Below are 23,210 nucleotides of genomic sequence, written 5' to 3' on the forward strand. Positions count from 1 at the left end.
TGGGGGTTCGGCCTGGGGACTACTTCTTCTTGCCCTGGTTGGCCACGGCCTCGGCGGCGATGGCGGCGGCCTCCGGGTCGAGGTAGCGGCCGCCCTTGGTGAGCGGCTTGAAGTCGGCGTCCAGCTCGTAGAGCAGCGGGATGCCGGTGGGGATGTTGAGCGCGGCGATGTCCGCGTCGGAGATTCCGTCGAGGTGCTTGACCAGTGCCCGCAGCGAGTTGCCGTGCGCGGTGACCAGGACGGTGCGCCCGTCGGCGAGGTCCGGCACGATCGCGTCGTACCAGTAGGGCAGCATCCGGTCGACGACGTCCTTGAGGCACTCGGTCTGCGGCCGGACGTCGGCGGGGAGTTGGGCGTAGCGGGAGTCGTGCGCCTGCGAGTACTCGGCGTCGGCGGCGAGCACGGGCGGCGGGGTGTCGTACGAGCGGCGCCAGAGCATGAACTGCTCCTCGCCGAACTCGGCCAGGGTCTGGGCCTTGTCCTTGCCCTGGAGCGCACCGTAGTGACGCTCGTTCAGGCGCCAGGAGCGGCGGACCGGGATCCAGTGGCGGTCGGCCCGGTCGAGGGCGATCTGCGCGGTGCGGATGGCGCGGCGCAGCAGGGAGGTGTGCAGAACGTCGGGAAGGAAGCCCTCGGCGGCGAGGAGTTCACCGCCGCGCACGGCCTCCTTCTCGCCCTTCTCGTTGAGGTCGACGTCGACCCAACCGGTGAAGAGGTTCTTCTCGTTCCACTGGCTCTCGCCGTGGCGGAGCAGGACAAGACGGTAGGGAGCTTCAGCCATGGCCAGAAGCCTAGTCGAGTTGGCCGTATCGGAAACCCGGTGGCGGCGGGGGCGAGACAGTGAGTAATCTCCGAACTGCTTAAGTGACACTTACACCTGCCGCTCAGGAGCCCTGCCATGCCTCGGTACCCCCTACCCCGTCCGGGTCTCGCCGAGCGGCTGGGGGCGTCCTTCCGCGAGACGGCGGGCGGGCTGCCCAGCGCCTTCTGGTGGCTCTGGCTGAGCACCCTGGTCAACCGGATCGGCGGCTTCGTCGTCCCCTTCCTGGCCCTCTACCTGACCCTGGGCCGACACACCAGCCCCGCCTTCGCCGGGCTGGTCGCCTCGCTGTACGGGCTCGGCGGCAGCGTCGCGTCCGTGGTCGGCGGCGTCCTCGCGGACCGGGTCGGGCGGCGCCCCACCCTGCTCGCGGCGCAGTCGGGGACGGCCCTGGCCACGCTGGCGCTGGGGCTGGTCCACCCGCTCTGGGCCATCGCCGTCGCGGCCGCGGTGGTGGGCTTCACCAGCAACGCCGGACGGCCGGCCGTCTCCGCGATCATGGCGGACCTGGTCCCGGCGGCGGACCGGGTCCGCGCCTACTCGCTCAAACTACTGGGCCATCAACATCGGCTTCGCCTTCTCCTCGGCGGTGGCCGGGCTGATCGCGGCGCACGGCTACCTGCTGCTGTTCGTCGGCGACGCGGCGACGACGCTGCTCTGCGCGGTGGTGGTCTTCGCCAAGGTCCCGGAGACCAGGCCGGTGGGCCCGTCCACAGCGGTCCAAGTCAGCGCCGCCCCCAAGGCCGGCCTCGGCGCGGTGCTGCGCGACCCGGTCTTCATGGCCTTCGTCGGCCTCACCTTCCTGATCGCCTGCGTGGACGGCCAGGGCAGCATGGCGCTGCCGATCGTGATGGGCCGCAACGGCTTCTCCCCCACCGACTACGGCCTGGTGGTCAGCCTCAACGGGGTGCTGATCGTGCTGCTGCAGATCCCGCTGACCCGGCTGGTCCAGGGCCGGAACCGGGCCGCGATGCTGGGCGCGGCCGCGCTGCTCACCGGCTGCGGCTTCGGGCTGACCGCGTTCGCCGGGGCGGCCTGGGGCTACGCCCTCACCGTGACGGTGTGGACCGCGGGCGAGATGCTGCGGGTCCCGGCCGGGACGGCCATCGTCGCGGAACTCTCCCCGGCGCACGCCCGCGGCCGCTACCAGGGCGTCTACTCGCTGGCCTGGAGCGGCGCCTCGTTCCTCGCCCCGCTGACGGCGGGTCTGCTGCTCACCGCGGGCGGCGGTGACGCGGTCTGGATCAGCTGCACCGTGCTCGGCGCGATCACCGCGGCCGGGTTCGTCCGGCTGCTGCGCGGACGGACGCCGGGGCAGGTCAGGACGCTGCGGGCGGCGGTACCGACGGTTCCGCTAAATGCGGATGCCACGACGGGCGCGGCCTCGTAGGGTGCCAGGCATGGGACAGCAAGGCGAAGACAGCGAGCAGGACCAGATCCAGATCCGGGTGGTCGAGGAGGACGAGCTCCTCGACTGGGGCAGGGCCCTCCAGGCCGGCTTCATGGAGGCCATGGGCGACGGCAGCCTCGAGGTGCGCAAGGCCTACTTCGATCCCGGGCGGACCCTGGGCGCCTACCACCGGGGCCGCTGCGTGGGCACCTTCCGCAGCATGGAGCGCGAACTGACCGTCCCCGGCGGCGCCGTCCTGGTCACCGACGCGGTCACCAATGTCACCGTCTCCGCCACCCACCGCCGACGCGGGCTGCTCAGCCGGATGATGACGCGGGATCTGGCCGCCGCCGCCGAGCGCGGGGAGAGCCTGGCCATCCTGATCGCCGCCGAGCACCGGATCTACGGCCGCTACGGCTTCGGCCCGGCCACCCAGCGCAAGAACTACACCGTCGACAAGCTGCGCGCGGGCGGGGTCCGGGTTCCGACCGAGGCCGAGGGCGGCAGCTTCGAACTCCTGACCATGGAGGAGTGGCGCAAGATCGGCCCCGATCTCTACGACCGCTTCCGGCGCACCCAGCCCGGCGCGATCAACCGGGCGCCGACCACCTGGCGGCTGCTCACCGGGGAGCTCCAGGGCGCGGACAAGTCCTGGAAGGAGCCGCTGGTCGTACTGCACCGCGACGCGGCGGACCAGCCGGACGGGATGCTCGTCTACTCGGTGGCCGACGAGTGGCCCAACCTGGTCGCCAAGGGCGCGCTGACGGTCCAGGACATCTTCGGGCTGGACCGGGGCGCGACCGCCGCGCTGTGGCGCTACGCGCTGAGCGTGGACTGGGTCGACCGGATCCTGATCCCCACCATCGCCCCCGACGACCCGCTGCCGCTGCTGCTCGACGACCCCCGGGCCTGCGTGGACGGCGGCGACACCGGCGCCGACTTCATGTGGCTGCGCGTGCTGGACGGCCCCGCGGCCTTCGGGGCCCGCAGCTACGCGGCCCCCGGCCGGGTGGTGCTGCAGATCCACGACCGGCTCGGCTACGTGGACGGCCGCTGGGCGCTGGAGGCGGCGGCGGACGGCACCGGCAGCTTCACACGCCTGGACACCGCCGACGCCGCCGCGGCCGACGACCCCGCCGACCTCGCCGACCCCGCCGACCTCGCCATGGACGTACGCGAGTTGGGGACGCTCTACCTCGGCAGCGACTCGGTGGCCCGGCTGCACGCCGCCGGCCTGGTGCGGCAGCTGCGCGAGGGCGGGGCGGCCCGCGCGGACGCACTGCTGCGGACCGACTTCCGCCCGTGGTGCCCGGAGACCTTCTGACCGCCGAAAACAGCGGTCAGCCGGTCCGGGTCCGGGCGGTGGACCAGGTGGCCAGCGGTGGGCTCGACGCCGCCAGGACGGTGAAGCCCGCAGCCAGTGCCGCCCAGCCGGCCGGGCCGCCGGCGATCGCCCAGCCGACCGCCACCGGGCCCGCCACCTTGCTGGAGCCGTCAGCCAGGAACTGCCACATCCCCTGGTAGTGGCCGAGCAGGTGCTCCGGGGCCAGGTCGTAGGAGAGGGTCCAGCCGGCCGCCGCGCCCAGGATCTCGCCGAACGCCAGGGCGGCGCAGGCGAGCGCGAACAGCGGCCAGACCAGGGCGGCCGGGCGCGGGCCCTCGGCGAGGGCCAACGCCGCGCAGCCGAGCCCGGTCAGCCCTCCGGCCCACAGCAGCGACCGGCCGCACCCGGCGAGGTCGGCGGCCCGGCCGCTCAACGGGGTCTGCAGCAGCACCACGGTCAGCGTGTTGGCGATCATCGCCGCCGAGACCGCCCAGTGCGGCAGGTGCGTGCCGTAGACGACCCACAGCGGGAGGCCGATGGAGACCACCGACCGGTTGACCGCGTGCGCGGCGTTCAGCAGACCCGCGGTGAGGTAGCCGGGGTCCACCAGTGCCTCCCGGGCCAGGCCGCGGCGTCGGGCGCCGCGGCCGGTGCCGGGCAGCCTGGCGGTGGCGTACGCGCCGAAGCAGTACGTCGCCGCGTCCAGGGCGAGCAGGGTGGACAGCGCGGTCGTGCTGCCGTCCGCCAGGGCCAGGCCGGAGAGCAGCGCGCCGACCGAGAAGCCGGCGTTGGAGACCGATCGCTGGTAGGCGCGCAGGGCGGCCCGCTCGGCGGGCGGCACCAGGCCGCCCATCAGCGTCGCCCGGGCCGCCGTGTTGCTGCTGGTCGCCAACTGCCGTACGGCCAGGCACAGCGCGCACCACCAGGCGCTGTCCGCCGGAAGCAGCAGCAGGGTGGCCACGGCGCAGAGCAGTTCGGTGACGATCGCCATCGCTCTGGCGCCGAAGCGGTCGCTGAGCTGCCCGAGCGGCAGCGCGCCGAGCACCCCGGCCAGTCCGGCGGCGGCGAGCAGCCAGGTGGCCTGCGCCAGCGGGAACCGTTTGACCACGGCAAGGAAGACCACCAGCGCGGACATGGTCGCGCCGGTGCCGGTCATATTGACCAGGTTGCCGAGGGCCAGCAGGCGCTGGGTCCGGTCGTCGGGGACGAGGCGCACGGTCACTCCCCCAGGGACAGTCGGGCCAGCCGCTGGACCCGGCGGTCGGCGACGCCGAGGGTGCGGGTCCCGTCCGGCTCGGTGCGCAGGCCCACCGTGGAGGTCCCGCCGGGGTGCCGGACCGCGAGGTCCGCCGGGCCCGGGGTGGCGCCGGCCACCAGCGAGGCGACCGCGACCAGGCCGGTGAGCGCCAGGCCGGGATGCCAGTCGTCGGCGGACAGCGCCTTCGCGTACAGCCCGCCGTCGGCGGTGCGCAGCAGCAGCGCGGGCTTGGGCAGCACCTCGGAGTCGCCGAGGCCGAGCCGCGGCGCCAGCTGGGCGCGGACCTGCCGCAGCACCGCGCGGACGTCGTCGCCCGCCGCGAGCAGCGCCGCGCCGTCGCCGATGCCCAGGGCGGCGGCGTCCACGAAGGCGTACGGGTTGCCCCGGTCGACCACGGTCACCGGCACCGGCCTGCCGTCGATCCGGAGCAGGACCGGCTCGGCGCCGAGCGGGAGGGCGGTGCCGCGGTCGTCGTCGAGCGGGAACCCGAGCCCGGCGTCGTGGATCCCGCGCTCCCGGTCGAGAGTGCGGATGTCGCAGCTGACGATCCGGCGGACGCCGGAGCGCCGGGTGAGCAGCCGCAGCGGTCCCGGGCCGGGCGGGACCAGGCCCCGGGCATGCAGATGGGTGGCGGTGGCCAGCATGGAGTGCCCGCACTCGGGGGTGAGGTCCAGCACCTGTCGGCCGTCGCGCCGGACCACCTGCGCGAAGACGTACTCGGCGGCGACCTCGCTGCCGTCGTCGGCCGGGTGGGCCAGCGCGACCTTGTCGACCGGCCGTCCGATCGCGGCCACGGCGGTCTCCAGGACCGGCAGCGGGTCAGCGAGTCGCCGGGAGCTGGCGACGACCAGGGTGGGGGCGGCGGCGCCGCCGACGCTCCACAGCCCGATGTCGACCCCGACCGTGCGCACCCGGTCGGCGGTGAGCGCGGTCATCGGCTGCCTCCGGCGGTGTCGCGCAGCCACAGCTCCAGGACCAGCAGCGCCCACACGGTGTGCGCCAGCGGCTCGGTGCGCTGCTCCTCGAACTGCGCGAGCAGCTTCTCCACCTGGGCGGGTTCGAACAGGCCGCGCCGCGCGCCGGGGTCGGTGAGGACCTGCCGGGCCCAGTCGAGGGCCAGTCCGCCGTCGTCCAGCAGGTGGTCGCTGAGGCGGAAGGTGAACGGCTGCTTGGGCCGGTCGACCACCTGCGCGGGGGCCCAGCCGTAGCGGGCCGCCGCCCGGTTGAGGGTGACCTTGGCGGTGCCGTCGGCGCCGACCCTGTCGGCCGGGCCCAGGGTGCGGGCCAGGCCGGTGACGCCGTCGCGGCAGAACGGCACCCTGGCCTCGACCGAGTGGGCGGCGCTGAGGTGGTCCACCCGCTGCAGGTGGTACACCGGCAGCCGGTGGCGCAGCTCGAACGCGGTCGCCGCCTCGGCGGCCGTCCGGCCGGGGGCCGGTGGCCGGGCCCAGGGGCCGTCGTCGGGCCGCCGGGCGGTCCGCAGCCGCTCCCGGGCCTGGCCGGTGTAGAGGGCCGAGCGCCAGGACTCCGGCACCCCGGCCAGGGCTGAGCGGTACCCGGCGCTGTCGCCGTCGGCGACCAGCGCCCGGAACCGGTCGTATCCGCCGAAGTGCTCGTCGCTGGCGTCGCCGGTCAGCGCGACCGGGTAGCCGGCCTCCCGTACCGCCTGGAACAGCCGGTAGGTGCTGACGATGATGGGGTCGGAGTTGGGCTGGCCCAGGCTGCGCACCGCCGCCGGCAGCAGTTCCGGCAGGTCCCGGCCGCCGACCCGGACCTGTTCCAGCCGGGAGCCGGTGGACGCGGCGACCAGCTGGGCGAAGGGCAGTTCGTCGAACGCGGACGGGGATCTGGGCACCACCGTGAACGTCTGCAGCGGCCCCCCGGCGCGGGCGGCGAGGGTGGTGACCACCGAGGAGTCGAGTCCGCCGGACAGCACCGAGCAGTACGGCACGTCGGTCGGCAGCATGTCCGCGACCAGTCCCGGCAGCCTGCGGCCCAGCTCCGCCACCGGGTCCTCGATCTGTTCCGGAGCCGGCTCCGCGAGCGCGGTGACCTGCGGGGCGCCACCCGGGACGAGCGCCAGCAGATGGCCGGGCGGCAGCGTCCGCACCCCCTCGACCAGGGTCGGGTCGCCGAGGGCGCCGGGCTCGGGAGCCGCCCCGTAGACGGCCTTGAACCGCAGGTAGCGGTCCAGGCCGTCGGGGTCCAGCGCGGTGGCGCCGCCGCGCAGCCGCAGCAGCGCCGGGATCTCCGAGGCGAAGCCGAACCGGCCGCCCGCGGCGAAGAAGTACAGCGGCTTGATCCCGCTGCGGTCGCGGGCGAGCAGCAGCCGGCGGCTGCGGTGCTCGTAGACCGCGACCGTGAACATCCCGTCGAGCAGTTCGGCGGCGGCGGCCCCGTGGCGGGCGAAGAGCGGGGCGAGCACCTCGCCGTCGCAGTCGGTGCGGAACACCGCGCCCTCGGCGGCGAGTCGGCGTCGCAGCGCGGGCGCGTTGTAGATCTCCCCGTTGTAGAAGACCGTCACTCCCTCGGCGGTGAAGGGCTGCCACCCCGCCCCCGGGTCGGAGATCGCCAGTCTGGTCCCACCGAGCAGCGTCCCCTCGTGCACGCGGTGGGCGTGCCCGTCGGGGCCGCCGTGGTGCAGCAGCCGGGCCAGGTCGTCACCCTGCCGATGCAGTTCCTGTTCGCTGAGGCCGACGTCGATCAGGCCGAATATCCGGCACATGGCTCCTGCTCTCGCTTCCGTTCTGGCGGTGTTCGGCCCGTACGGAGCCTGGTCGGACCGGTGGTCAGTGGTGGGTGAGATCGGCGTGGGCCTCCAGGAAGGCGGGCCACTCCGGGTTGGCGTACCAGGTGTCGAGGGTGTCGTCGGCGGGGCAGCGCCGGCGGTCGGCGAGGTCCCTCAGGGCGTCCAGGGCGGCGGTGTCCAGGCCGTGGTCGGCGAGGCCCTTCTCGGCGCGGTCGAGGGCGTCGTCGACCAGCGCGCCGGCGTCCACCGGCTGGAAGTGCCGGTCGAGCAGCGGCGCCCGGTAGCCGTGCACGGCGGCCTGGCGCATGTTGCGGTCGGCGAAGGGACTGGCGACGCGGTCGAACTCGCCCTGTTCCAGCATCAGTCCGGCGACCAGGGAGGAGTAGCCGCGGATCAGGTCGAGCCGGTTGGTGATGTCGACACAGGTGACCTCCTTGCGGAAGTACTGGTCGTCGCGGAAGTACATCGGGCGGCGGGTGAAGCTGCGGCGGTAGGAGCGCTCGGACTTGCCGACCACCCCGTCCACCTGCCAGGGGCCGTCGCCGCGGACCGGGGTGTTGGCGCTGAGCAGGATCAGGGCCGGGCCGAACCAGTCCATCTTGGCGTAGAGGTAGTCGCGGTCCAGGCCGGCCTCGACCGCCTCCGGGAAGCTGACGTTGACGTGGATGCCCCAGGTCATCATGGCGGTCTCGGCCGCCGCCCAGCCCTCCACGCTGCGTCCGCCGCGCGGGCCCCGGTACTCCTCGGTCGAGGCGTGCGCGCCGTAGGCGCTGCCGCGCAGGCCGACCCCGGCCAGCAGGGTCTGCATCTCCTCGTAGTGCTGGACCAGGAAAGCCTGCTGCTGGTGCACGTCCTCGGCGATCGGCGTGCTGATCTCGATGCCCTTGACGTGCAGGTCGGTGATCTCGCCGCGCTCGTCGGTGAGGTCGTAGCCCTCCAGGTAGAAGCTGCGCTGGTCGGAGCCGGGGTACTTGACCGCCATGTAGTCGTTGGACGGCGCGTTGGACTTGCCGATGACCTCCTTCAGCACCGGGAAGGACAGCTCCTTCCAGTGCTGCGGGCGGCCGTGGGCGTCGACGACCTGGTACTCGAACTCGATGCCCATGCGGTAGGCGTCGGGGTTGTATCCGGGCATGGTGATGTCCTCTCGGAAGGGAACGAAGGGAAGGCAGGGAAGGAAGGGAAGGCAGGGGGGACGGTCAGCCGACGGTGGCGTGGTCCAGGAACCAGCGGTGCAGGGCGAGCAGCCGCTCGGTGGTCTGCGCGCGGTCGTCCCCCAGCGCGACCGCGCTGACCAGGTAGGAGGAGGAGGCGACCTCGGCCGCCGGTCCTTCGGCGGGCGGCAGCACGCTCTCGTAGTGGCTGATGCCGGGCACCGGGCAGTCGGCGGGTGCGGTGCCCCGGGCGCCGTCGGCGTCGTAGACCAGCAGGAAGCCGCCGGTCGGCGCGGCAGCCCTGGCCACCAGCTGCTCCGGGGAGGAGCCGGTCTGGTGCCGGGCGGCCAGCTCGACCAGGTCGATCCCGTGCAGTCGGCGCAGGGTCGGCTGGATCCGGCCGCCGCCGACCCGGCTGGCCGCCTCGTTCACCACGATGCCGTCGGCGGTGTCGAAGAACTCGATGTGGAAGGCGGTGACCCGGGGAGTGGGCAGCGCCCGCAGGGTCTCCTCGGCCAGCCGGACCACGGTGGCCCTCCGGGCGTCGTCCCGGTCCAGCGTGACGGCCATGGTCGGGGTGGGCTCGTCGCGCACGGCCAGCATGGTGCTGGACCAGGACCAGACCTCGGAGAAGACGGCCAGCCCGTCAACCAGTACCCCGTCGCAGTGCAGGAGTTCGTGCGGGGTGAACGCCTCGGCCAGGTAGTCGCCGAGCGAGTCGCCCTGTTCGGCGGCGAACCGGGCGGCGCCGGTGTCGTCCGCGATCCGCTCGATGCCCTGCGAACCGGTGCCGGTACGCGGTTTGGCGAGCACCGGGTAGCCGACCCGGGCAGCGAACCGCTCCAGGTCGCCGGGGTGCTCCAGGGCCGCGTAGGGCACCACCGGCAGCCCGGCCCGGTCCAGCAGCCGCTTCATCCGCAGCTTGTCCCGGTACGCCTCGGCGCTCTCGGTGTGCTGCCCGTCCAGGCCGAACTCCTCGCGCAGCCGTGCGGCGCGCAGCACGTCGTGCTCGGAGAAGGCGATGACGGTGTCGATGCCGTGGGCGCGGATCCACGCACGGGCGGTGGAGATCAGTTCCGGGTTGCCGATGTAGTCCTCGAACTCGGCGATCCTGGTGTAGCGCGCCCGGATCGCCTCGGCCTCGGGATGCCGGTCGACGGCCCTGGTGGCGCAGTTGAGCAGGAACAGCTCGTGCTCCGGGTCCAGCCAGCGGTGGAAGGCGGCGGACTGGAGGCGGTAGCGGTTGAGGATCAGCACCCGGCTCATGGCTGCTCCGTCCCGGTCGCGGCGGGCAGGGCGGTGGTGTGGATGACCACGTTCGCGGCCAGCGCGTCGGCGGCCTCGACCGCCCGCTGCCGTCCCTCGGCGAAGGCGACGACGACGGCACGCATCCCGTTGCCGTTCTCGATCGGTTCGAGCCGGTCGCCGGGGTGGACGAAGCAGCGGGTCAGCAGATGGTGCCCGCGCAGCTCGGGCGGCAGCTCGCCGATCTCCACCGACCGCACCAGCCCCTCGGCCTGGTCCAGGCAGCGCCGGACCGCGTACCCGCGCTGCTCCGGGACCAGCACCGGAGCAAGGCCGTGCAGCACGTCGTACCAGGCCCGGTAGAGGTCGACGCCGGTGACGGCGCGCACCATGTGGGCGATGAAGACCCCGCCGATCCGGCCGTTGACCTCGACGATGCGCGGCCCGTCCCGGGTCAGCCGGACCTCGGTGTGGGCGGGCCCGTCGTGCAGGCCGCAGGCCAGGACCGCGTCGGCGGCGACCCGCTGCACCGCCGAGCGGTCGGCGGCGTCGAGCCGGGCCGGCAGCTCCGCGTCCAGCTTGAGCACCCCGGTCCGGCCGCCGATGCCCTTGCCGGTGACCGCGACGGTGGTCACCACGCCGTCCGCGACCACGGCCTCGACGCTGTACTCGGGTCCGTCCAGGTACTCCTCGACGATCACGTCGGCGCCCCAGGACTCGGCCAGCGCGGCCCGCACGGCGATCTCCAGCTCCGGTTCGGAGGAGACCACCGAGACCGCGCAACTGGCCGCCCGGTCGGCCGGTTTGACCACCACCGGCCAGCCGGACTCCTTGGCGAAGTCCCGCGCCCGGGCCAGGTCGCGGCAGGCCGCCCAGCGCGGCTGCGGCACCCCGGCGCGGTCCAGCGCGGCCCGTTGCAGGCGCTTGTTGGAGCAGGTGAGTCCGGACCGCTCGGTGTGTCCGCGCAGCCCGAGCCGCTCGTTGAGCCGGCCCACCAGCGGCAGCAGGTAGTCGAAGTCCGCGAACACGGCGGTCAGCGGGTGGCGGGCGTGGAAGTCGCAGATCCGCTGCTCCAACTCGCCGACCCGGTCGGCCCGGAACGCCCCGGGGATGTTCGGCAGCAGCAGCTGCAGGTCGCCGAAGCCGACCAGGTCGTTGTCCGGGTGGTCGGCGACGACGATCTCGGCGCCGGTCCTGGCCAGCGTACGGAGCGCGGCCTCGCGTTCCTTGGACGGGCGGATCACCAGGACCCTGGGGGTCGGGGGATGTTCCATCTTCCTTCTCTCCTCTGCTTTCCTGCGCCTGCTTTCCTGCGCCTGCTTTCCTTCACCGCCGTCACAGCGACGGCAGTACCTCGCTGCTGAGCAGGGCCACCGATTCCAGGGCCTCCTCGATCGGGGCCCCCGACCAGTGCACCCGCAGGACCAGCTCGGTGGCGCCGGACCTCCGGATCCACTCGCGCAGGACCCGTCGGCAGTCGTCCGGGTCGCCGATCACGAAGCGGTCCCGGGACAGCTCGGTCAGGTCGGCGTCGAAGCGGTCGCCGTCCGGCAGCACCGCGTCCTGACCCCAGTCCTTGTAGACCGCGTACTTGGCGGCCAGGTGGCGCCGGGCCCGCGCGGCGGCGGTGTCCCGGTCGGGGGCGCAGACCACTTCCCGCATCAGCGGCACCTCCACCGGTCCGGAGCGCCCGGCCTCCGCCCTGGCGGTGTGGAACAGCTCCAACTGCCGCTCGACCGTGGCCATCGCCGCGTGCGGGTTGACCATCCAGGCGTCGCCCAGGCGCGCCGCCCTGGCCACCGCCCGGTCGCTGTTGGCGGCGAGCCAGACCGGCGGTCCCGGCCGCTGCACCGGCAGCACCGAGAGCCGGGCGCGGTCCAGCCGGCACCAGGGCAGGTCGGCGTCCACCTGCTCGCCCGCCCACAGCCGCCGGACCAGGTCCAGGTTGCGGGTGAACCGGCCGAGGCGGGCGCCCGCCGGAACCCCGAAGGCGTCGTACTCGAGGTCGCGGTAGCCGAGCCCGGCGCCGAAGACCAGGCGTCCGCCGGAGAGGATGTCCGCCGTGGCGTACGCCTCGGCCACGTCCACCGGATTCTGCAGGGCCAGCAGGCAGATCCCCGCGCCGAGGCGCATCCCGCCGGACAGCGCGGCCAGGCGGCCGAGCAGCGGCAGCGGTTGGAGGTGGGCCATCCCCTCGCTCAGGTAGTGCTGGGCCACGAACACGGAGTCCCAGCCGGCCGCCCTGACCGCGTCGACCAGCCGGAGGTGGTCGTCCAGCGCGCGGGCCGGATCCTCGCCGTGCGGGTACTGCAGGGTCAGGTTGAGCCCCACCCGCACGGTTCTCTCAAGGGTGTCCATCACTGTCCAGTACTCGGGTTCCGGTGGAGGGCCGCTGCTCGCGCAGTCGGCGCAGGTCGCGGGCGACCAGGATCTGTTTGAGCCACTCGCCCGGGTGGCGGCGGAGGTCGTGCACGGCCTGGTGGTTGTCGATGACCAGCACGCTGCCGGGCTCCAGCGTGACGGTCCGGCGGCACGCGTCCAGGCCGTCCAGCAGGGCCCGCAGAGCCGCCCCGGCGGCCCCGTCCCCCGCCGGGGCCCGGGCCCGGAACGGGTCGATCCGCAGGTAGGGGGCGGTGCGGCCACCGCAGAGCAGCGCTCCGACGTCGGCGCCGTCAGCCGGTTCGGCACAGCTGAAGCGGGGTTGCCGCAGCACCGCGCGGTTCCCCTCGGTCAGCGGGACGTCCCCGACCGCGGCGATGTCGATCCGCACCGGTCCGGCGCCCCGCGGCGCGAGGAGGCCGACGTAGTCGGCCCGCCCCGGCCCTGGCCCGTCGGCGGTGCCCCAGGCCGCCGCCAACTGCTTCGGCAGCAGGTCGCCGATGACGCGGGCGCCCTGGCGTCCGGCCCGGGCGAACGGCTCGCCCAGCCCCATCGACACCAGGGCCAGCAGCAGTTCCTCGTGGTGGGTCCGCCACGGCGGCGGGGCCGGGAATCCGGTGGCGGGCGGTTCGCCGAGCACCTGGTCGTCCAGTCGCAGGCCCTGAATCAGGAAGGCCGCCGGGGACTCGGCGGAACGGAACTCGTACAGTGCCTTGCGCAGTCCCGCCGGAAGCTCCGGCACCAGCTCCCAGGAGTGCTCGTACAGTTCGCCGTGAGCCGGGTCGAGCCGACTGTCCAGGAGGTCCTCGACCAGGGCCTCGATCCGACGGCAGTCCGCGATGCCCAGGCGGTGCACCAGCGGCAGGGCCACGCTTCGCACGGGAGGTCAGCCCCAGCCGAGGTCCAGCGGGGCGGCCTGGACCGCGCCCGCGGAGGCAGTGGCCGCGGTGGAGCCGGTAGCGACTGTCGGCCCGGCCGCCGTGGTGATGGTCGGTCCGGTGAGCTGGACGACCAGTGGCAGGGCCAGAGCGGCCAGCCCGAGCAGAAGGGATCCGACGACGGTGCGCTGCTTCATGGTGGTGTCCCCTGGGGTGGCAAGTGGTGAACCGAGCAGGTGGTAGCTCCTGCCGGCCTCTCCATCTTCACCGCGCCGTACTGGATAGGTATCCATTCCAGCGTATCCTTTTGTGCGATGGCGAATCGCGACAGGTGGACGGACATGCACGGAAGCGAAGAAACCAGACAGAGCGACCTGCCCCGGCTCAGCCCGGTCGAGGTGCGGGTGTACGAATGCGCGACCCGGGTGCTGCGCTTCTCGATCGCGGAGCTCGCCGAGGCGGCCGAGCTGCCGGACCAGGTCGCCGAAGAGGCGGTACGGCGTCTCACCGAGCTGCGGCTGCTGCGGCGCAGCACCGACTACCCGGAGCTGCTGACCGCCGTCTCACCGGAGAACGCCCGCGAACAGCTCACTCGGCCGGTGCTGCGCCGGATCTCGCAGTTGCAGGCCGCCGCCGACCGTCTCAGCGAGGACCTCGACCAGCTGGTACCCGCGTACAGCGCCGGCGCCGCCCACCAGGCCCGCCGGGAGGGAGTGGAGGTGATCCCCGAGCTCTCGACCGTCCGGCACCGGCTCGCCGACCTGGCGGCCGGGGTCCGCACCGAGGTGCTGACCTCGCAGCCCGGCGGCGCGCGCAGCGAGGAAGTACTCACCGAGGCCATGGACCGCACCAGGAAGGTCCTGGCCAGCGGCGTCCGGATGCGGACCCTCTACCAGCACACCGCCCAGTTCAGCCAGACGACGGTGGCGTACGTGGAGCAGGTGACCTCGCTCGGCGCGGAGATCCGCACCCTCGGTGACGGTTTCCACCAGGTCATCGTGCTGGACCGGGAGGTGGCCGTGATCCCGCTGCGCGGCAACCCGGTCGGCGCCGCACTGGTCCGCGACCCGCACATGGTCGACTTCGTCGTCGCAGCCTTCGAACGGGCCTGGTCGGCGGCGCTGCCGTTCCCGTCCGAGCACGGGCGGACCCAGGCCATCGCCGCCTCGGAGACGATCAAGGCGGACATCATCCGGCTGCTCCTGACCGGCGAGGACGACAAAGCGGTGGCCCGGCGGATGGGCATGTCCATCCGCACCTGTCAGCGCCACATCACTGAGATCATGAACCGGCTCGGCGCCCGCAACCGGGTCCACCTGGGGTTCCTCCTCAGCCGACAGAGTTGAGTTCGGCGATCGCCTCCTCGGGCAGTCGCAGGTCGGCCGCGGCGATGTTCTCCCGCAGGTGGGCGACGGAGGAGGTGCCGGGGATCAGCACCGTCGACGGCGAGCGCTGCAGCAGCCAGGCGAGCGCCACCTGGTGCTCGGAGGCGCCGAGGCGGCGGGCGACGTCGCGCAGGGCCCGTGACCGCAGCGGGTGGAATCCGCCGCCGAGGGGGAAGAACGCGGCGTAGGCGATGCCCTCCTCGGCGCAGCGATCGACCAGGTCGTCGTCGGCGCGGTCGACCAGGTTGTACTGGTTCTGCACGGTGACCACGGGGGCGATGGCCTGGGCCTGGGTGAGCTGGGCGGCGGTGATCCCGCTGAGGCCGAGGTGACGGATCAGGCCCTGCTCACGCAGGCCGGCCAAGGTGCTGAACGGCTCGGCGACGGAGGACCCGTCACCGTCGAACGCGGCCGTGCGCAGGTTGACCACGTCCAGGGTCTCCAGGCCGAGGTGCCGGAGGTTCTCGTGGACCTGGGCCTTGAGGTCGGCGGGGTCCAGGGCGGTGATCCAGCCGCCGGAGGCGCTGCGGCGGACGCCGACCTTGGTGACGATGTGCAGACCGGCCGGGTAGGGGTGCAGGGCCTCCTTGATCAGTTCATTGACGACAGCCGGCCCGTAGAAGTCGCTGGTGTCGATGTGGGTGATGCCGAGTTCGACCGCTGCGCGCAGCACGGCGATCGCCTGAGTGCGGTCCCTGGGCGGTCCGAAGACACCGGGACCGGTCAGCTGCATCGCTCCGTACCCCATCCGAGTCAAGCTCAGGTCGTCGGCGAGGGTCAGCGTCTGCAGGGCGGGGATACTCATCGGAAGGCCTTCCATAGGTGCGGCGGAGCCAGGAATGCGTTCGGGTGGCCAGGGGCGCGAGCCCCTGGCCACCCGACTTTTTCACACTGGCGGTTCAGGCGAGGGACGCTGCCGGACTGTTTCCGGCAGCCGCCCTGGCCGCGTCATCCTGCGGGGAAGTGCGAGCGACCGTCGCAAAGTTGAACGCCTTGTCGCGAATGCTGATGGTCCACGAGAGTCCGGACCTCGCGCCCACGGTGAGCCCCAGCACGATGAGCGGCATGTGCCACTCGTACCTCACCAGCGTGCCCTGGTCCGCATCGGTGTCCGAGCCGTCGTGCGCCGATACATTGCCGTAGTTGTTGACGGCAAAGACGTCGGGCGTGGCAATCATCTTCCCGATCCTGGCCTGGCCGGCCTCGATGAAGTCCTCTCGCCGCTCGATGCCGGACAGCAGGTCGATCTGCCGTTGCTCCTCGGCGCGGTAGTAGTCACGGATCTGGATTCCCGTGCTCTGCTCGATGACGCTCCGCGGCACCGTCAGAAACTGGAGCGAGTTGCCGAGGGGCAGCTTCGGCGAGTAAAGGCTGTTCTTGAGGACGAACATGTTCGCGCTGTCCCGGTCGAGGAAATCCGCCTTCATCCGCTCCAGGAAGGGGCCGATCCTGGTCGCCGGGTCAACGCTCTCGGTGAACGTGACCGGGAGTTCCTTGTTCGCACTGGCGGGCGAGGTCTCGGCGGGCGGCAGGAATTCCGCCAGCTCGTCGGCCCGGATCCCCAGCTCGGCGAGGCCCTGGGTGATCTGGAAGGCGTCCTCCCGGGTCTTCAGGGTCCTCATCAGCGCCTGATGGAATCGGAAGGTCTTGTATCCGTCCTGCAGCGGAAACGGCACGCAGGTGAAGATGCCCTGCCGGTGCGGGTCGGAGCGGTAGGTGACGGAAGCGAGCAGAAAGCTGTCGTAGTAGCTTTCGTACTTCTCCGCGAGAAGCCCCTGGAAGGACGAGAGGGGGAAATCCTCAGGAGTGTCGAAGGTCAGCTCCACCAGGTGGCACTTGGAGAAGAGCGGATTCCCCCGGAAGAAGTGCGCCATGGCCTCCTCGAACTCGGCGAGTTCGAAGGGCCTGTCCACCTTGTAGGTGGAGAGCGCCGGAAAGAACTGTGACGCGTCCAGGAACGAGAACGTGGTCAGGGAGAGCCGGAGGACTTTATCGGCGATAGAGAGGGGCATTTGGTTACCTCCATTAACTGGTGTGTGCCGGGAAGCGCCGTCGGCGATTTCCCGCGAAAACGCGCCACATGATGCCCGGGGTGGACAGTCTTGTCGGCGGTTCAAGCAAGTACTGGACTTTCAGGAATCTCTCGGCCACGACCATGTCCGTTTCGGCCGCGGCGAGCACCTTGTCCATGTAGGAGTTGATGAGCCGTACCGGAAGCGGCCTCGGGCCTTCGATCTGAGGGAGGGCCAGGTCACTGCCGGTCGCCATCTGCCAGGCGACGCCGATGGGTTTGGCGGCCTTGCGGAAGAATCGTTGCGCGACCTGGTCCAGGTCACCGCTCAGCGAGTCGCGCAGCGCCATCGCCTGGAGCGAGGCCACCGTCATCCCCTGGGCGTAGATGGGGTTGAAGCTGGATATCGCATCGCCTACCACCAGCAGCCTGCGCGGGAATCGGGTCAGCTTCTCGTAGCGACGGCGCACGCTCGCCGGGAACCGGTGCGCGGAAATCTCGCTGAGCGGCTCGGCGTCGCGGATCGCCGCGAAGACGTGCTCGGGGACCAACGGCCTGGCGAACTCCACCCATCCGGCCGGGTCGGTCGGCGGGTGGTGGTCGCGGTAGCCGATCAGCGTCAGGACCCAGCGGCCGTCCTCTTCCTCCAGGAACTCCGCGCCCATGGGGCTCCCCGGCGCGTGCCCGATGATCACGACCTTCTCGCGGCCCATCGAACCAGGGGCCGGCCGCAGATACCGGCTGGTGTACATGATGTCGACGTCGATACGCTCCTCGACCGGCGCCTCGTACCCCATCTCGACCAGCCACTTGGTGCTCCGTCCGGACCGGCCGGTCGCGTCCACCACCAGGTCGGCGGGGATCACGTCCTCGGAGCCGCCCTCGTACCTGACCCGCACGCCGGTGACGGCGGCGTTGTCCGGGGTGGTCTCGAGGCCGGTGACCTGGCACTGGTCGACCAGCTTGATCTGCGCAAGAGCCCCGATCCGGGCGCGGAGCTGACTCTCCAGATGCGGCCGGCTCGGCTGGTAGGTGCGGGACAGATCGGCGTACTCGCCGTCCATGCACAACAGGTGCCCGCCCAGGCGCATCCGCAGCTCGGCAGGTCCGTCGATGACGGGCGCGCCACCGGCGACGAATTCGTCGAGTATCCCGGGGAACAGCTCCTCGAAGATCTTCGCACCCTTGGAGAGCAGGCCGTGAGCGTGGCGGCCCTGCGGCACACCCCGCCGCTGAGTCCGCTGCCCGTCCGGCAGCTGGTCGCGCTCTATCACCGTTACCCGGTCGAATGCCTCGGAGAGCACCCGGGCGGCTAGCAGACCCGAGATACTCGCGCCCAGCACCACCGCATGTTCACCGATACGCTTCACTGGAATTCCTTCTAGTCGGGCGAGCGTCTTGTGTGGGGTATGCCGTGCCATATAGGGGTGATCGCGGCCCGCTCGGGCGATGGTTTCCCGAATCCTTCGATATGGATAAGCGAGGTTTTCGGTACGCACAGCGAATGTAAGTGCCCCCCAGGTTTCCCCACCGCGCGTGGCGCAGTATTGACTTGTTCGTTCCATCGAGCGCGGCCCGCGTGGCCGAAATTCACGTCGGATGCGAGGCTCCGGCGCGCCGGCGTCCCTCGCCCGGAGCGTTGATCAGGTGGTGTCCGCGCGCGTCCGCGGTCCCGGGGAGCGCTCCGGCCAGGGTGGCAGGACCGGCTCGATCAGCGCCCACAGCTCGTCATCGACCGTCCACGGTGCACGGGTGTTCGGGCAGAGTCGTGCCCGCCATGGAGCAGATCCTTCAGATCGGTGATACCCGTTGGAATCTTTTGACCAGACAGCGGTGATCGGCTTCCCGAACCAGCCAGGGTGTGAACAAAATCTGGCATACCCGTCGTGCACGGGATGGCGGGGTCGACAGAAATCTCCTGAACCAATGCATGATTATGCTCTTCAGCATGGTCGTGATGGTTGAGCCTGCCCTTGTGCGCGCGGTGATCCGGCTTTACTTCGGCACTACAGGAAGAGCCAATGGTCGACATCACCGGCACCGCTGAGACCACCGATACATTGTCGAAGTCCCGAAGCGACGCGGAACAGCGAACGAGCAACCGCGCGATCGTGGAACAGTACATGAATACCCGTGGGCAGGATCGCCTGCGTCGGCACCTCCTGTTCACCGAAGACGGCACCGGCGGTCTCTGGACAACGGAAACCGGGCAGCCGATCGTCATCAAGGGCAGGGACCGACTGGGCGACCACGGCCAGTGGTCGCTCCAGTGCTTCCCCGACTGGGCCTGGACGAACATCGAGATCTTCGACACGCAGGACCCCGACCGGTTCTGGGTCGAATGCGACGGCGAGGGAACGATCCGCTTCGCCGACTATCCCGACGGCCACTACCGCAACCACTTCCTGCACTCCTTCCTGTTCGAGAACGGGAAGATCAAGAGCCAGCGCGAGTTCATGAACCCCTGCGAGCAGTTCCGGGCTCTGGGCATCGCCGTCCCTCAGGTCAAGCGGGCTGACATACCGACCTGAACGCCGTTCGCCGGGCGTCTTCCTATCAAGCAATGGAGCAGGTCGTTATGGGAAACATCCTTGCCGACATCGAGAGGTCCCAGGCGCGCCATCAGCCCGAATGGGGCAATCCCTCACAGGTCGAGCTCGTACGAGCGATGCTGTCGTCCGTCACACCGCTGGTGACCGCGGTGCAGGTAGAGAACCTCCGCTCCCACCTGGCCCGGGTCGCCACCGGCGAGATGCAGGTGCTGCAGGCCGGCGATTGTGCGGAGGACCCGGCCGAGTGCACCGCCGGGCACATTCAAGGCAAGACCGGACTCATCGACCTGCTCGCCCGGAACCTGGAGACCGCCACCGGCAAGCAGACGCTGCGGGTCGGGCGGATCGCAGGGCAGTTCACCAAGCCCCGCTCCAGCCGGGTCGAAAAACTCGGAGACGGCGAACTGCCGTCCTTCTTCGGGCACATGATCAACGGGCCGGAGCCGACCCACGAGAGCAGACGTCCCGATCCCCTGCGCATGCTCACCGGCTACATGGCGGCGTGGGAGATCATGATGCAGCTCGGCTGGGTCGGGTCGACGCCCCGGCCTGACGGAGTTGTCGTCTGGACCAGCCACGAAGCGCTGCTCCTGGACTACGAGATGTCGATGCTCCGAGAGCTCGACGGCGGTCGGCACTGGCTCGGCTCCACCCACTGGCCGTGGATCGGCGAGCGGACCCGGCAGATCGACGGGCCGCACGTCGCCCTGCTCGCCGGGGTGGTCAACCCGGTTGCCTGCAAGGTCGGCCCGTCCATGACCGCCGGCGAGATCGTCGAGCTGTGCGACCGGTTGGACCCGGAGCGGGAGCCGGGCCGGCTTTCCCTGATCGTGCGCATGGGCGCCGACCTCGTCGCCGACCGGCTGCCCCGGCTCGTCGAGGCCGTGCAGTCGGCCGGGCACCCGGTGGTCTGGCTCAGCGACCCGATGCACGGGAACACCGAGAGCGCGGCTGACGGCACCAAGTACCGGCTGGTGGGAACCGTCGCCCGGGAAGTCCGCGGCTTCCGGCGGGTCCTGGACCTGGCGGGGGTGCCGGCCGGGGGGCTTCACCTCGAGGCGACCCCCGACCACGTGACCGAGTGCGTGCTGGACCCGGCCGAGCTGGGGTCGGGCCCCGTCACCAGCCTGTGCGATCCGCGGCTCAACACCCCCCAGGCCGTCGAGGTGGTCTCGGCGTGGTCCGAGTACTGAGATTCCTAGAGAGAAGGAGCCTTTGATGACGGGAATACCGCCGATCGCGCCTTACCGACTGCCGCCGAGGGATGCGCTGCCGGACAACACCGTGCGCTGGACCGTCGACCCGGACCGGGCGGTGCTCCTCATCCACGACATGCAGAGCTACTTCCTCGAACCCTTCGACGACGGCATGCGCAGCGAACTGGTGAGCAACATCGCCGACCTCAAGAAGCGCTGCGGAGCGCTGGGGGTGCCGGTGGCCTACACCGCCCAGCCCGGCGGGATGACGGACCGGCAACGCGGGCTCCTGAAGGACTTCTGGGGCCCCGGCATGCGCACGGACGAGGCCGAACGCGCGGTCGTGCCCGAGCTCGAACCCGACCCGGACGACTGGATGAGCACAAAATGGCGCTACAGCGCGTTCTTCGGGTCGGAGCTGCTGCAGCGTATGCGCGCGCTGCAGCGTGACCAGCTGATCATTTGCGGCGTCTACGCGCACATCGGTGTGCTGTCGACCGCTCTGGACGCGTTCTCCAACGACATCCAGCCCTTCCTGGTCGCCGACGCCCTCGGCGACTTCTCCGAAGCCCGCCACACCATGACCCTCGAATACGCGGCACGGTGCTGCGCCATGGTGGTCCGAACCGAGGACGTGCTCGCATGAGCGCCCTGCTCGAGCAGGTTCTCGCGCTGGAACTGCCCGCCTTCGCGATCATCCACCGTCCCGAAAGCGGCTCCCCCGGCACGCTGGACGTCCTGACCGGCCAGGTGAACGAGTACAAGTCGCTGGAAGACATCCCGTTGGCCGACGACTCCGGGCCGGGTCCCGCGCTCGACACGCTGGTGCTCGTCCCCTACCGGCAACTGGCCGATCGCGGCTTCGCGGCGCGGGACGACGCCGCACCCCTGCTCGCGATGAGCCTCACCGCGCGCGACACGGTGCCGGTTGCCGAAGCGCTTGCCCGCTTCCCGCAGGTCCCGACGGAACTGACCGGCGGACACTTCGACGTGGACGACGCCGCCTATGCGCAGATGGTGCGCCAGATCGTCACCGAGGAGATCGGCACCGGCGAGGGCGCCAACTTCGTGATGAAGCGCTCGTTCGTCGCCGACATCGGCGACTACTCTCCGACCAGCGCCCTGTCGTTCTTCCGGCGGCTGCTGGAGCGCGAGGAGAAGGCCTACTGGACCTTCATCATCCACACCGGCCGCCGCACTCTCGTCGGTGCGACACCGGAGCGCCACATCTCGCTCGCCGACGGCGCGGCCGTCATGAACCCGATCAGCGGCACGTACCGGTATCCGTCCGGCGGCCCCACCCTGCAGGGGGTCATGGAGTTCCTCGCCGACACCAAGGAGACCGACGAGCTCTACATGGTCCTCGACGAGGAACTGAAGATGATGGCCCGGCTGTGCGACGACGGGGGACGCGTCCACGGGCCGTACCTGAAGGAGATGGCGCGGCTGGCGCACACCGAGTACCTGATCGAGGGCAGGACCAGCCGCGATGTGCGTGAGGTCCTGCACGAGACGATGTTCGCCCCGACCGTCACCGGGAGCCCGCTGGAGAGCGCCGCCAGGGTCATCTGGCGCTACGAGCCGCAAGGACGCGGCTACTACAGCGGGGTCGCCGCGCTGATCGGACGGGACACGGCCGGACAGCAGACGCTTGACTCGGCGATCTTGATCCGGACCGCCGACATCGATCCCGGCGGCCGGATGAACATCTCCGTGGGGGCCACCCTGGTGCGCCACTCCGACCCGATGGCTGAAGTCGCCGAGACCCACAGCAAGTTGGCGACCCTGCTCAACGCGCTCAAGTCCGACCGTTCATCCGGCTACGCGGCCGACCCGGAGGTCCGCGCCGCCCTGGACCGCCGCAACGAGGGGATCGCGGAATTCTGGCTCCGGGACACCTATGACCGCCCGCCGGCCGGGGCCCGGCTGGACGGCATGACGGCACTGGTCGTGGACGCGGAGGACACCTTCACCGCGATGCTCGACCAGCAGTTGCGGTCACTGGGGTTGTCCGTGGAGGTCCGCCGCTTCGACGAGCCGTACGACGTGGCGGCCTACGACCTGACGGTCTTCGGTCCCGGTCCGGGAGATCCGCGGATGGCCTCCCACCCCAAGATCGCCAAGCTGCGGCAGTCGATCGACACCGCGCTGGCGAGTCGCCGGCCGATGCTGGCCGTGTGCCTGAGCCATCAGGTGCTCAGCTTGAGGCTCGGCTTCGACCTGCACCGCCGCGAGGTGCCCAACCAGGGTGTCCAGCGTGAGATCGACCTGTTCGGCGTGCGCGAACGCGTGGGCTTCTACAACACGTTCGCCGCGCACAGCGCGGTGAGCAAGCGAACCGTCGAAGGGATCGGTGTGGTCGAGGTGAACCGGGACGAGGAGACCGGCGAGGTGAACGCGCTCCGCGGGCCGGGCTTCGCCTCGGTTCAGTTCCACGCCGAGTCGGTGCTCACCGTCGACGGTCCGCGCATCATCAGCGAGGCGATACAGGGGGTGCTCAGCCGATGAGAGTGACTGTCGTCTGGTGGGACCTGGCCAGATCGCAGCAGACCGTCGAATCCCTGGAGCAGGATCTTCGTGACGGCTCCGTCGAGCCGTGGCGCGAGGTCGAGGGACTGCGCCTGAAGCTGTGGATCGCCGACCGCGAACGCGGCCGTTGGGGCGCGATCATGTGGTGGGATCCGGATGTTCCGGCAGATCAGCCGCTGCCCCCCAACCGGGCGGCCGAGCTGATCGGATACGCGCCCGACCACCGCGCCAGCTTCGACGTCGCAGCGGTGGCCGAGGGGATCGACTCGCTCGGCTTCGCCTTCTCCGCCCGGCCCTCGATACCGGCCCAAGCCGTGGAGCGCTGAACTCATGCACCGAT

21 protein-coding genes and 1 pseudogene are annotated in these 23,210 nt (G+C 71.2%); 9 read left to right on the forward strand and 13 right to left on the reverse strand.

Features of this window, described 5'->3' with window-relative positions:
* Positions 1-19 precede the first annotated feature (19 nt).
* The gene (locus ACXKR8_RS21920; protein WP_458274572.1) at positions 20-781 is read right to left on the reverse strand and encodes a phosphoglyceromutase; all 762 of its coding nucleotides are present in this window, start codon (positions 779-781) and stop codon (positions 20-22) included.
* 117 nt (positions 782-898) lie between these two features.
* On the opposite strand from ACXKR8_RS21920, the pseudogene ACXKR8_RS21925 reads away from it, so the two are divergent.
* From ACXKR8_RS21925 to ACXKR8_RS21935, 3 genes and pseudogenes are all read left to right on the forward strand, one after another.
* A pseudogene (locus ACXKR8_RS21925) lies at positions 899-1,318 on the forward strand (MFS transporter); the annotation flags it as partial.
* A gap of 91 nt (positions 1,319-1,409) precedes the next feature.
* Positions 1,410-2,210 (forward strand): MFS transporter, encoded by an 801-nt coding sequence (locus ACXKR8_RS21930; RefSeq protein ID WP_462100631.1) that lies wholly within the window; start codon positions 1,410-1,412, stop codon positions 2,208-2,210.
* A gap of 10 nt (positions 2,211-2,220) precedes the next feature.
* Positions 2,221-3,534 (forward strand): GNAT family N-acetyltransferase, encoded by a 1,314-nt coding sequence (locus tag ACXKR8_RS21935; RefSeq protein ID WP_458274574.1) that lies wholly within the window; start codon positions 2,221-2,223, stop codon positions 3,532-3,534.
* A gap of 16 nt (positions 3,535-3,550) precedes the next feature.
* Here the strand turns inward: ACXKR8_RS21935 and ACXKR8_RS21940 are convergent, their stop codons facing one another.
* The 9 genes from ACXKR8_RS21940 to ACXKR8_RS21980 all read right to left on the reverse strand — a co-directional run bounded on the left by ACXKR8_RS21940 (position 3,551) and on the right by ACXKR8_RS21980 (position 13,490).
* Positions 3,551-4,750: an MFS transporter gene (locus ACXKR8_RS21940; RefSeq protein WP_458274575.1), complete on the reverse strand. Its 1,200-nt coding sequence runs from the start codon at positions 4,748-4,750 to the stop codon at positions 3,551-3,553.
* A gap of 2 nt (positions 4,751-4,752) precedes the next feature.
* Positions 4,753-5,727, reverse strand: a complete 975-nt coding sequence (locus tag ACXKR8_RS21945; RefSeq protein WP_458274576.1) for a 2-methylaconitate cis-trans isomerase PrpF family protein — start codon at positions 5,725-5,727, stop codon at positions 4,753-4,755.
* On the reverse strand, positions 5,724-7,517 hold the full coding sequence (gene asnB / locus ACXKR8_RS21950) for an asparagine synthase (glutamine-hydrolyzing) (protein WP_458274577.1): 1,794 nt from the start codon (positions 7,515-7,517) through the stop codon (positions 5,724-5,726). The genes ACXKR8_RS21945 and asnB overlap by 4 nt, the downstream gene beginning before the upstream one ends.
* Positions 7,518-7,581: 64 nt before the next feature.
* Complete coding sequence (locus ACXKR8_RS21955; RefSeq protein WP_458274578.1) at positions 7,582-8,676, reverse strand: glutamate-cysteine ligase family protein; 1,095 nt, start codon at positions 8,674-8,676, stop codon at positions 7,582-7,584.
* Between the two features lie 64 nt (positions 8,677-8,740).
* Positions 8,741-9,961: an ATP-grasp domain-containing protein gene (locus ACXKR8_RS21960; protein WP_458274579.1), complete on the reverse strand. Its 1,221-nt coding sequence runs from the start codon at positions 9,959-9,961 to the stop codon at positions 8,741-8,743.
* Positions 9,958-11,214 (reverse strand): ATP-grasp domain-containing protein, encoded by a 1,257-nt coding sequence (locus ACXKR8_RS21965; RefSeq protein WP_458274580.1) that lies wholly within the window; start codon positions 11,212-11,214, stop codon positions 9,958-9,960. Before ACXKR8_RS21965 ends, ACXKR8_RS21960 begins: the two co-directional genes overlap by 4 nt.
* Before the next feature lie 61 nt (positions 11,215-11,275).
* Positions 11,276-12,298 (reverse strand): LLM class flavin-dependent oxidoreductase, encoded by a 1,023-nt coding sequence (locus ACXKR8_RS21970; RefSeq protein WP_458274581.1) that lies wholly within the window; start codon positions 12,296-12,298, stop codon positions 11,276-11,278.
* On the reverse strand, positions 12,285-13,190 hold the full coding sequence (locus ACXKR8_RS21975; protein WP_458274582.1) for a Fe(II)-2OG oxygenase family protein: 906 nt from the start codon (positions 13,188-13,190) through the stop codon (positions 12,285-12,287). The genes ACXKR8_RS21970 and ACXKR8_RS21975 overlap by 14 nt, the downstream gene beginning before the upstream one ends.
* Before the next feature lie 15 nt (positions 13,191-13,205).
* The gene (locus tag ACXKR8_RS21980; RefSeq protein WP_462100632.1) at positions 13,206-13,490 is read right to left on the reverse strand and encodes a hypothetical protein; all 285 of its coding nucleotides are present in this window, start codon (positions 13,488-13,490) and stop codon (positions 13,206-13,208) included.
* 48 nt (positions 13,491-13,538) lie between these two features.
* Between ACXKR8_RS21980 and ACXKR8_RS21985 the strand changes: the two genes are divergently transcribed.
* A complete protein-coding gene (locus tag ACXKR8_RS21985) occupies positions 13,539-14,543 on the forward strand; it encodes a helix-turn-helix transcriptional regulator (protein ID WP_458274584.1) in 1,005 nt (334 codons plus the stop codon).
* Here the strand turns inward: ACXKR8_RS21985 and ACXKR8_RS21990 are convergent.
* From ACXKR8_RS21990 to ACXKR8_RS22000, 3 genes are all read right to left on the reverse strand, one after another.
* Complete coding sequence (locus tag ACXKR8_RS21990; protein WP_458274585.1) at positions 14,527-15,387, reverse strand: oxidoreductase; 861 nt, start codon at positions 15,385-15,387, stop codon at positions 14,527-14,529. The two genes, ACXKR8_RS21985 and ACXKR8_RS21990, sit on opposite strands and share 17 nt — an antisense overlap.
* A 94-nt stretch (positions 15,388-15,481) precedes the next feature.
* Complete coding sequence (locus ACXKR8_RS21995) at positions 15,482-16,594, reverse strand: hypothetical protein (RefSeq protein WP_458274586.1); 1,113 nt, start codon at positions 16,592-16,594, stop codon at positions 15,482-15,484.
* A 13-nt stretch (positions 16,595-16,607) separates the two neighbouring features.
* The gene (locus ACXKR8_RS22000; protein ID WP_462100633.1) at positions 16,608-18,092 is read right to left on the reverse strand and encodes an FAD-dependent oxidoreductase; all 1,485 of its coding nucleotides are present in this window, start codon (positions 18,090-18,092) and stop codon (positions 16,608-16,610) included.
* Positions 18,093-18,614: 522 nt separating this feature from the next.
* Between ACXKR8_RS22000 and ACXKR8_RS22005 the strand changes: the two genes are divergently transcribed.
* Genes ACXKR8_RS22005 through ACXKR8_RS22025 form a run of 5 tightly spaced genes read left to right on the forward strand, consistent with a single transcriptional unit; the run spans position 18,615 to position 23,196 of the window.
* Positions 18,615-19,124, forward strand: a complete 510-nt coding sequence (locus ACXKR8_RS22005) for a PhzA/PhzB family protein (protein WP_458274588.1) — start codon at positions 18,615-18,617, stop codon at positions 19,122-19,124.
* Between the two features lie 47 nt (positions 19,125-19,171).
* Entirely contained in the window at positions 19,172-20,338 is a 1,167-nt protein-coding gene (locus tag ACXKR8_RS22010; RefSeq protein WP_458274589.1) for a 3-deoxy-7-phosphoheptulonate synthase, read from the forward strand.
* A gap of 25 nt (positions 20,339-20,363) precedes the next feature.
* Positions 20,364-20,987, forward strand: coding sequence for an isochorismatase family protein (locus ACXKR8_RS22015; RefSeq protein ID WP_458274590.1), 624 nt, complete (start codon positions 20,364-20,366; stop codon positions 20,985-20,987).
* Entirely contained in the window at positions 20,984-22,849 is a 1,866-nt protein-coding gene (locus ACXKR8_RS22020; RefSeq protein WP_458274591.1) for an anthranilate synthase family protein, read from the forward strand. Before ACXKR8_RS22015 ends, ACXKR8_RS22020 begins: the two co-directional genes overlap by 4 nt.
* Complete coding sequence (locus ACXKR8_RS22025; RefSeq protein WP_458274592.1) at positions 22,846-23,196, forward strand: hypothetical protein; 351 nt, start codon at positions 22,846-22,848, stop codon at positions 23,194-23,196. The genes ACXKR8_RS22020 and ACXKR8_RS22025 overlap by 4 nt, the downstream gene beginning before the upstream one ends.
* The last annotated feature ends 14 nt before the right edge of the window (positions 23,197-23,210 follow it).

It is taken from the genome of Streptacidiphilus sp. PAMC 29251 (genome assembly GCF_054208735.2).

Bases quoted from the DNA above. Each gene is read 5' to 3' on its own strand.
- ACXKR8_RS21920 (WP_458274572.1), bottom strand. From the start codon at position 781: ATGGCTGAAGCTCCCTACCGTCTTGTCCTGCTCCGCCACGGCGAGAGC.
- ACXKR8_RS21935 (WP_458274574.1), top strand. From the start codon at position 2,221: ATGGGACAGCAAGGCGAAGACAGCGAGCAGGACCAGATCCAGATCCGG.
- ACXKR8_RS21945 (WP_458274576.1), bottom strand. From the start codon at position 5,727: ATGACCGCGCTCACCGCCGACCGGGTGCGCACGGTCGGGGTCGACATC.
- asnB (WP_458274577.1), bottom strand. From the start codon at position 7,517: ATGTGCCGGATATTCGGCCTGATCGACGTCGGCCTCAGCGAACAGGAA.
- ACXKR8_RS21955 (WP_458274578.1), bottom strand. From the start codon at position 8,676: ATGCCCGGATACAACCCCGACGCCTACCGCATGGGCATCGAGTTCGAG.
- ACXKR8_RS21960 (WP_458274579.1), bottom strand. From the start codon at position 9,961: ATGAGCCGGGTGCTGATCCTCAACCGCTACCGCCTCCAGTCCGCCGCC.
- ACXKR8_RS21965 (WP_458274580.1), bottom strand. From the start codon at position 11,214: ATGGAACATCCCCCGACCCCCAGGGTCCTGGTGATCCGCCCGTCCAAG.
- ACXKR8_RS21970 (WP_458274581.1), bottom strand. From the start codon at position 12,298: ATGGACACCCTTGAGAGAACCGTGCGGGTGGGGCTCAACCTGACCCTG.
- ACXKR8_RS21980 (WP_462100632.1), bottom strand. From the start codon at position 13,490: ATGGATACCTATCCAGTACGGCGCGGTGAAGATGGAGAGGCCGGCAGG.
- ACXKR8_RS21985 (WP_458274584.1), top strand. From the start codon at position 13,539: ATGCACGGAAGCGAAGAAACCAGACAGAGCGACCTGCCCCGGCTCAGC.
- ACXKR8_RS21990 (WP_458274585.1), bottom strand. From the start codon at position 15,387: ATGAGTATCCCCGCCCTGCAGACGCTGACCCTCGCCGACGACCTGAGC.
- ACXKR8_RS21995 (WP_458274586.1), bottom strand. From the start codon at position 16,594: ATGCCCCTCTCTATCGCCGATAAAGTCCTCCGGCTCTCCCTGACCACG.
- ACXKR8_RS22005 (WP_458274588.1), top strand. From the start codon at position 18,615: ATGGTCGACATCACCGGCACCGCTGAGACCACCGATACATTGTCGAAG.
- ACXKR8_RS22010 (WP_458274589.1), top strand. From the start codon at position 19,172: ATGGGAAACATCCTTGCCGACATCGAGAGGTCCCAGGCGCGCCATCAG.
- ACXKR8_RS22015 (WP_458274590.1), top strand. From the start codon at position 20,364: ATGACGGGAATACCGCCGATCGCGCCTTACCGACTGCCGCCGAGGGAT.
- ACXKR8_RS22020 (WP_458274591.1), top strand. From the start codon at position 20,984: ATGAGCGCCCTGCTCGAGCAGGTTCTCGCGCTGGAACTGCCCGCCTTC.
- ACXKR8_RS22025 (WP_458274592.1), top strand. From the start codon at position 22,846: ATGAGAGTGACTGTCGTCTGGTGGGACCTGGCCAGATCGCAGCAGACC.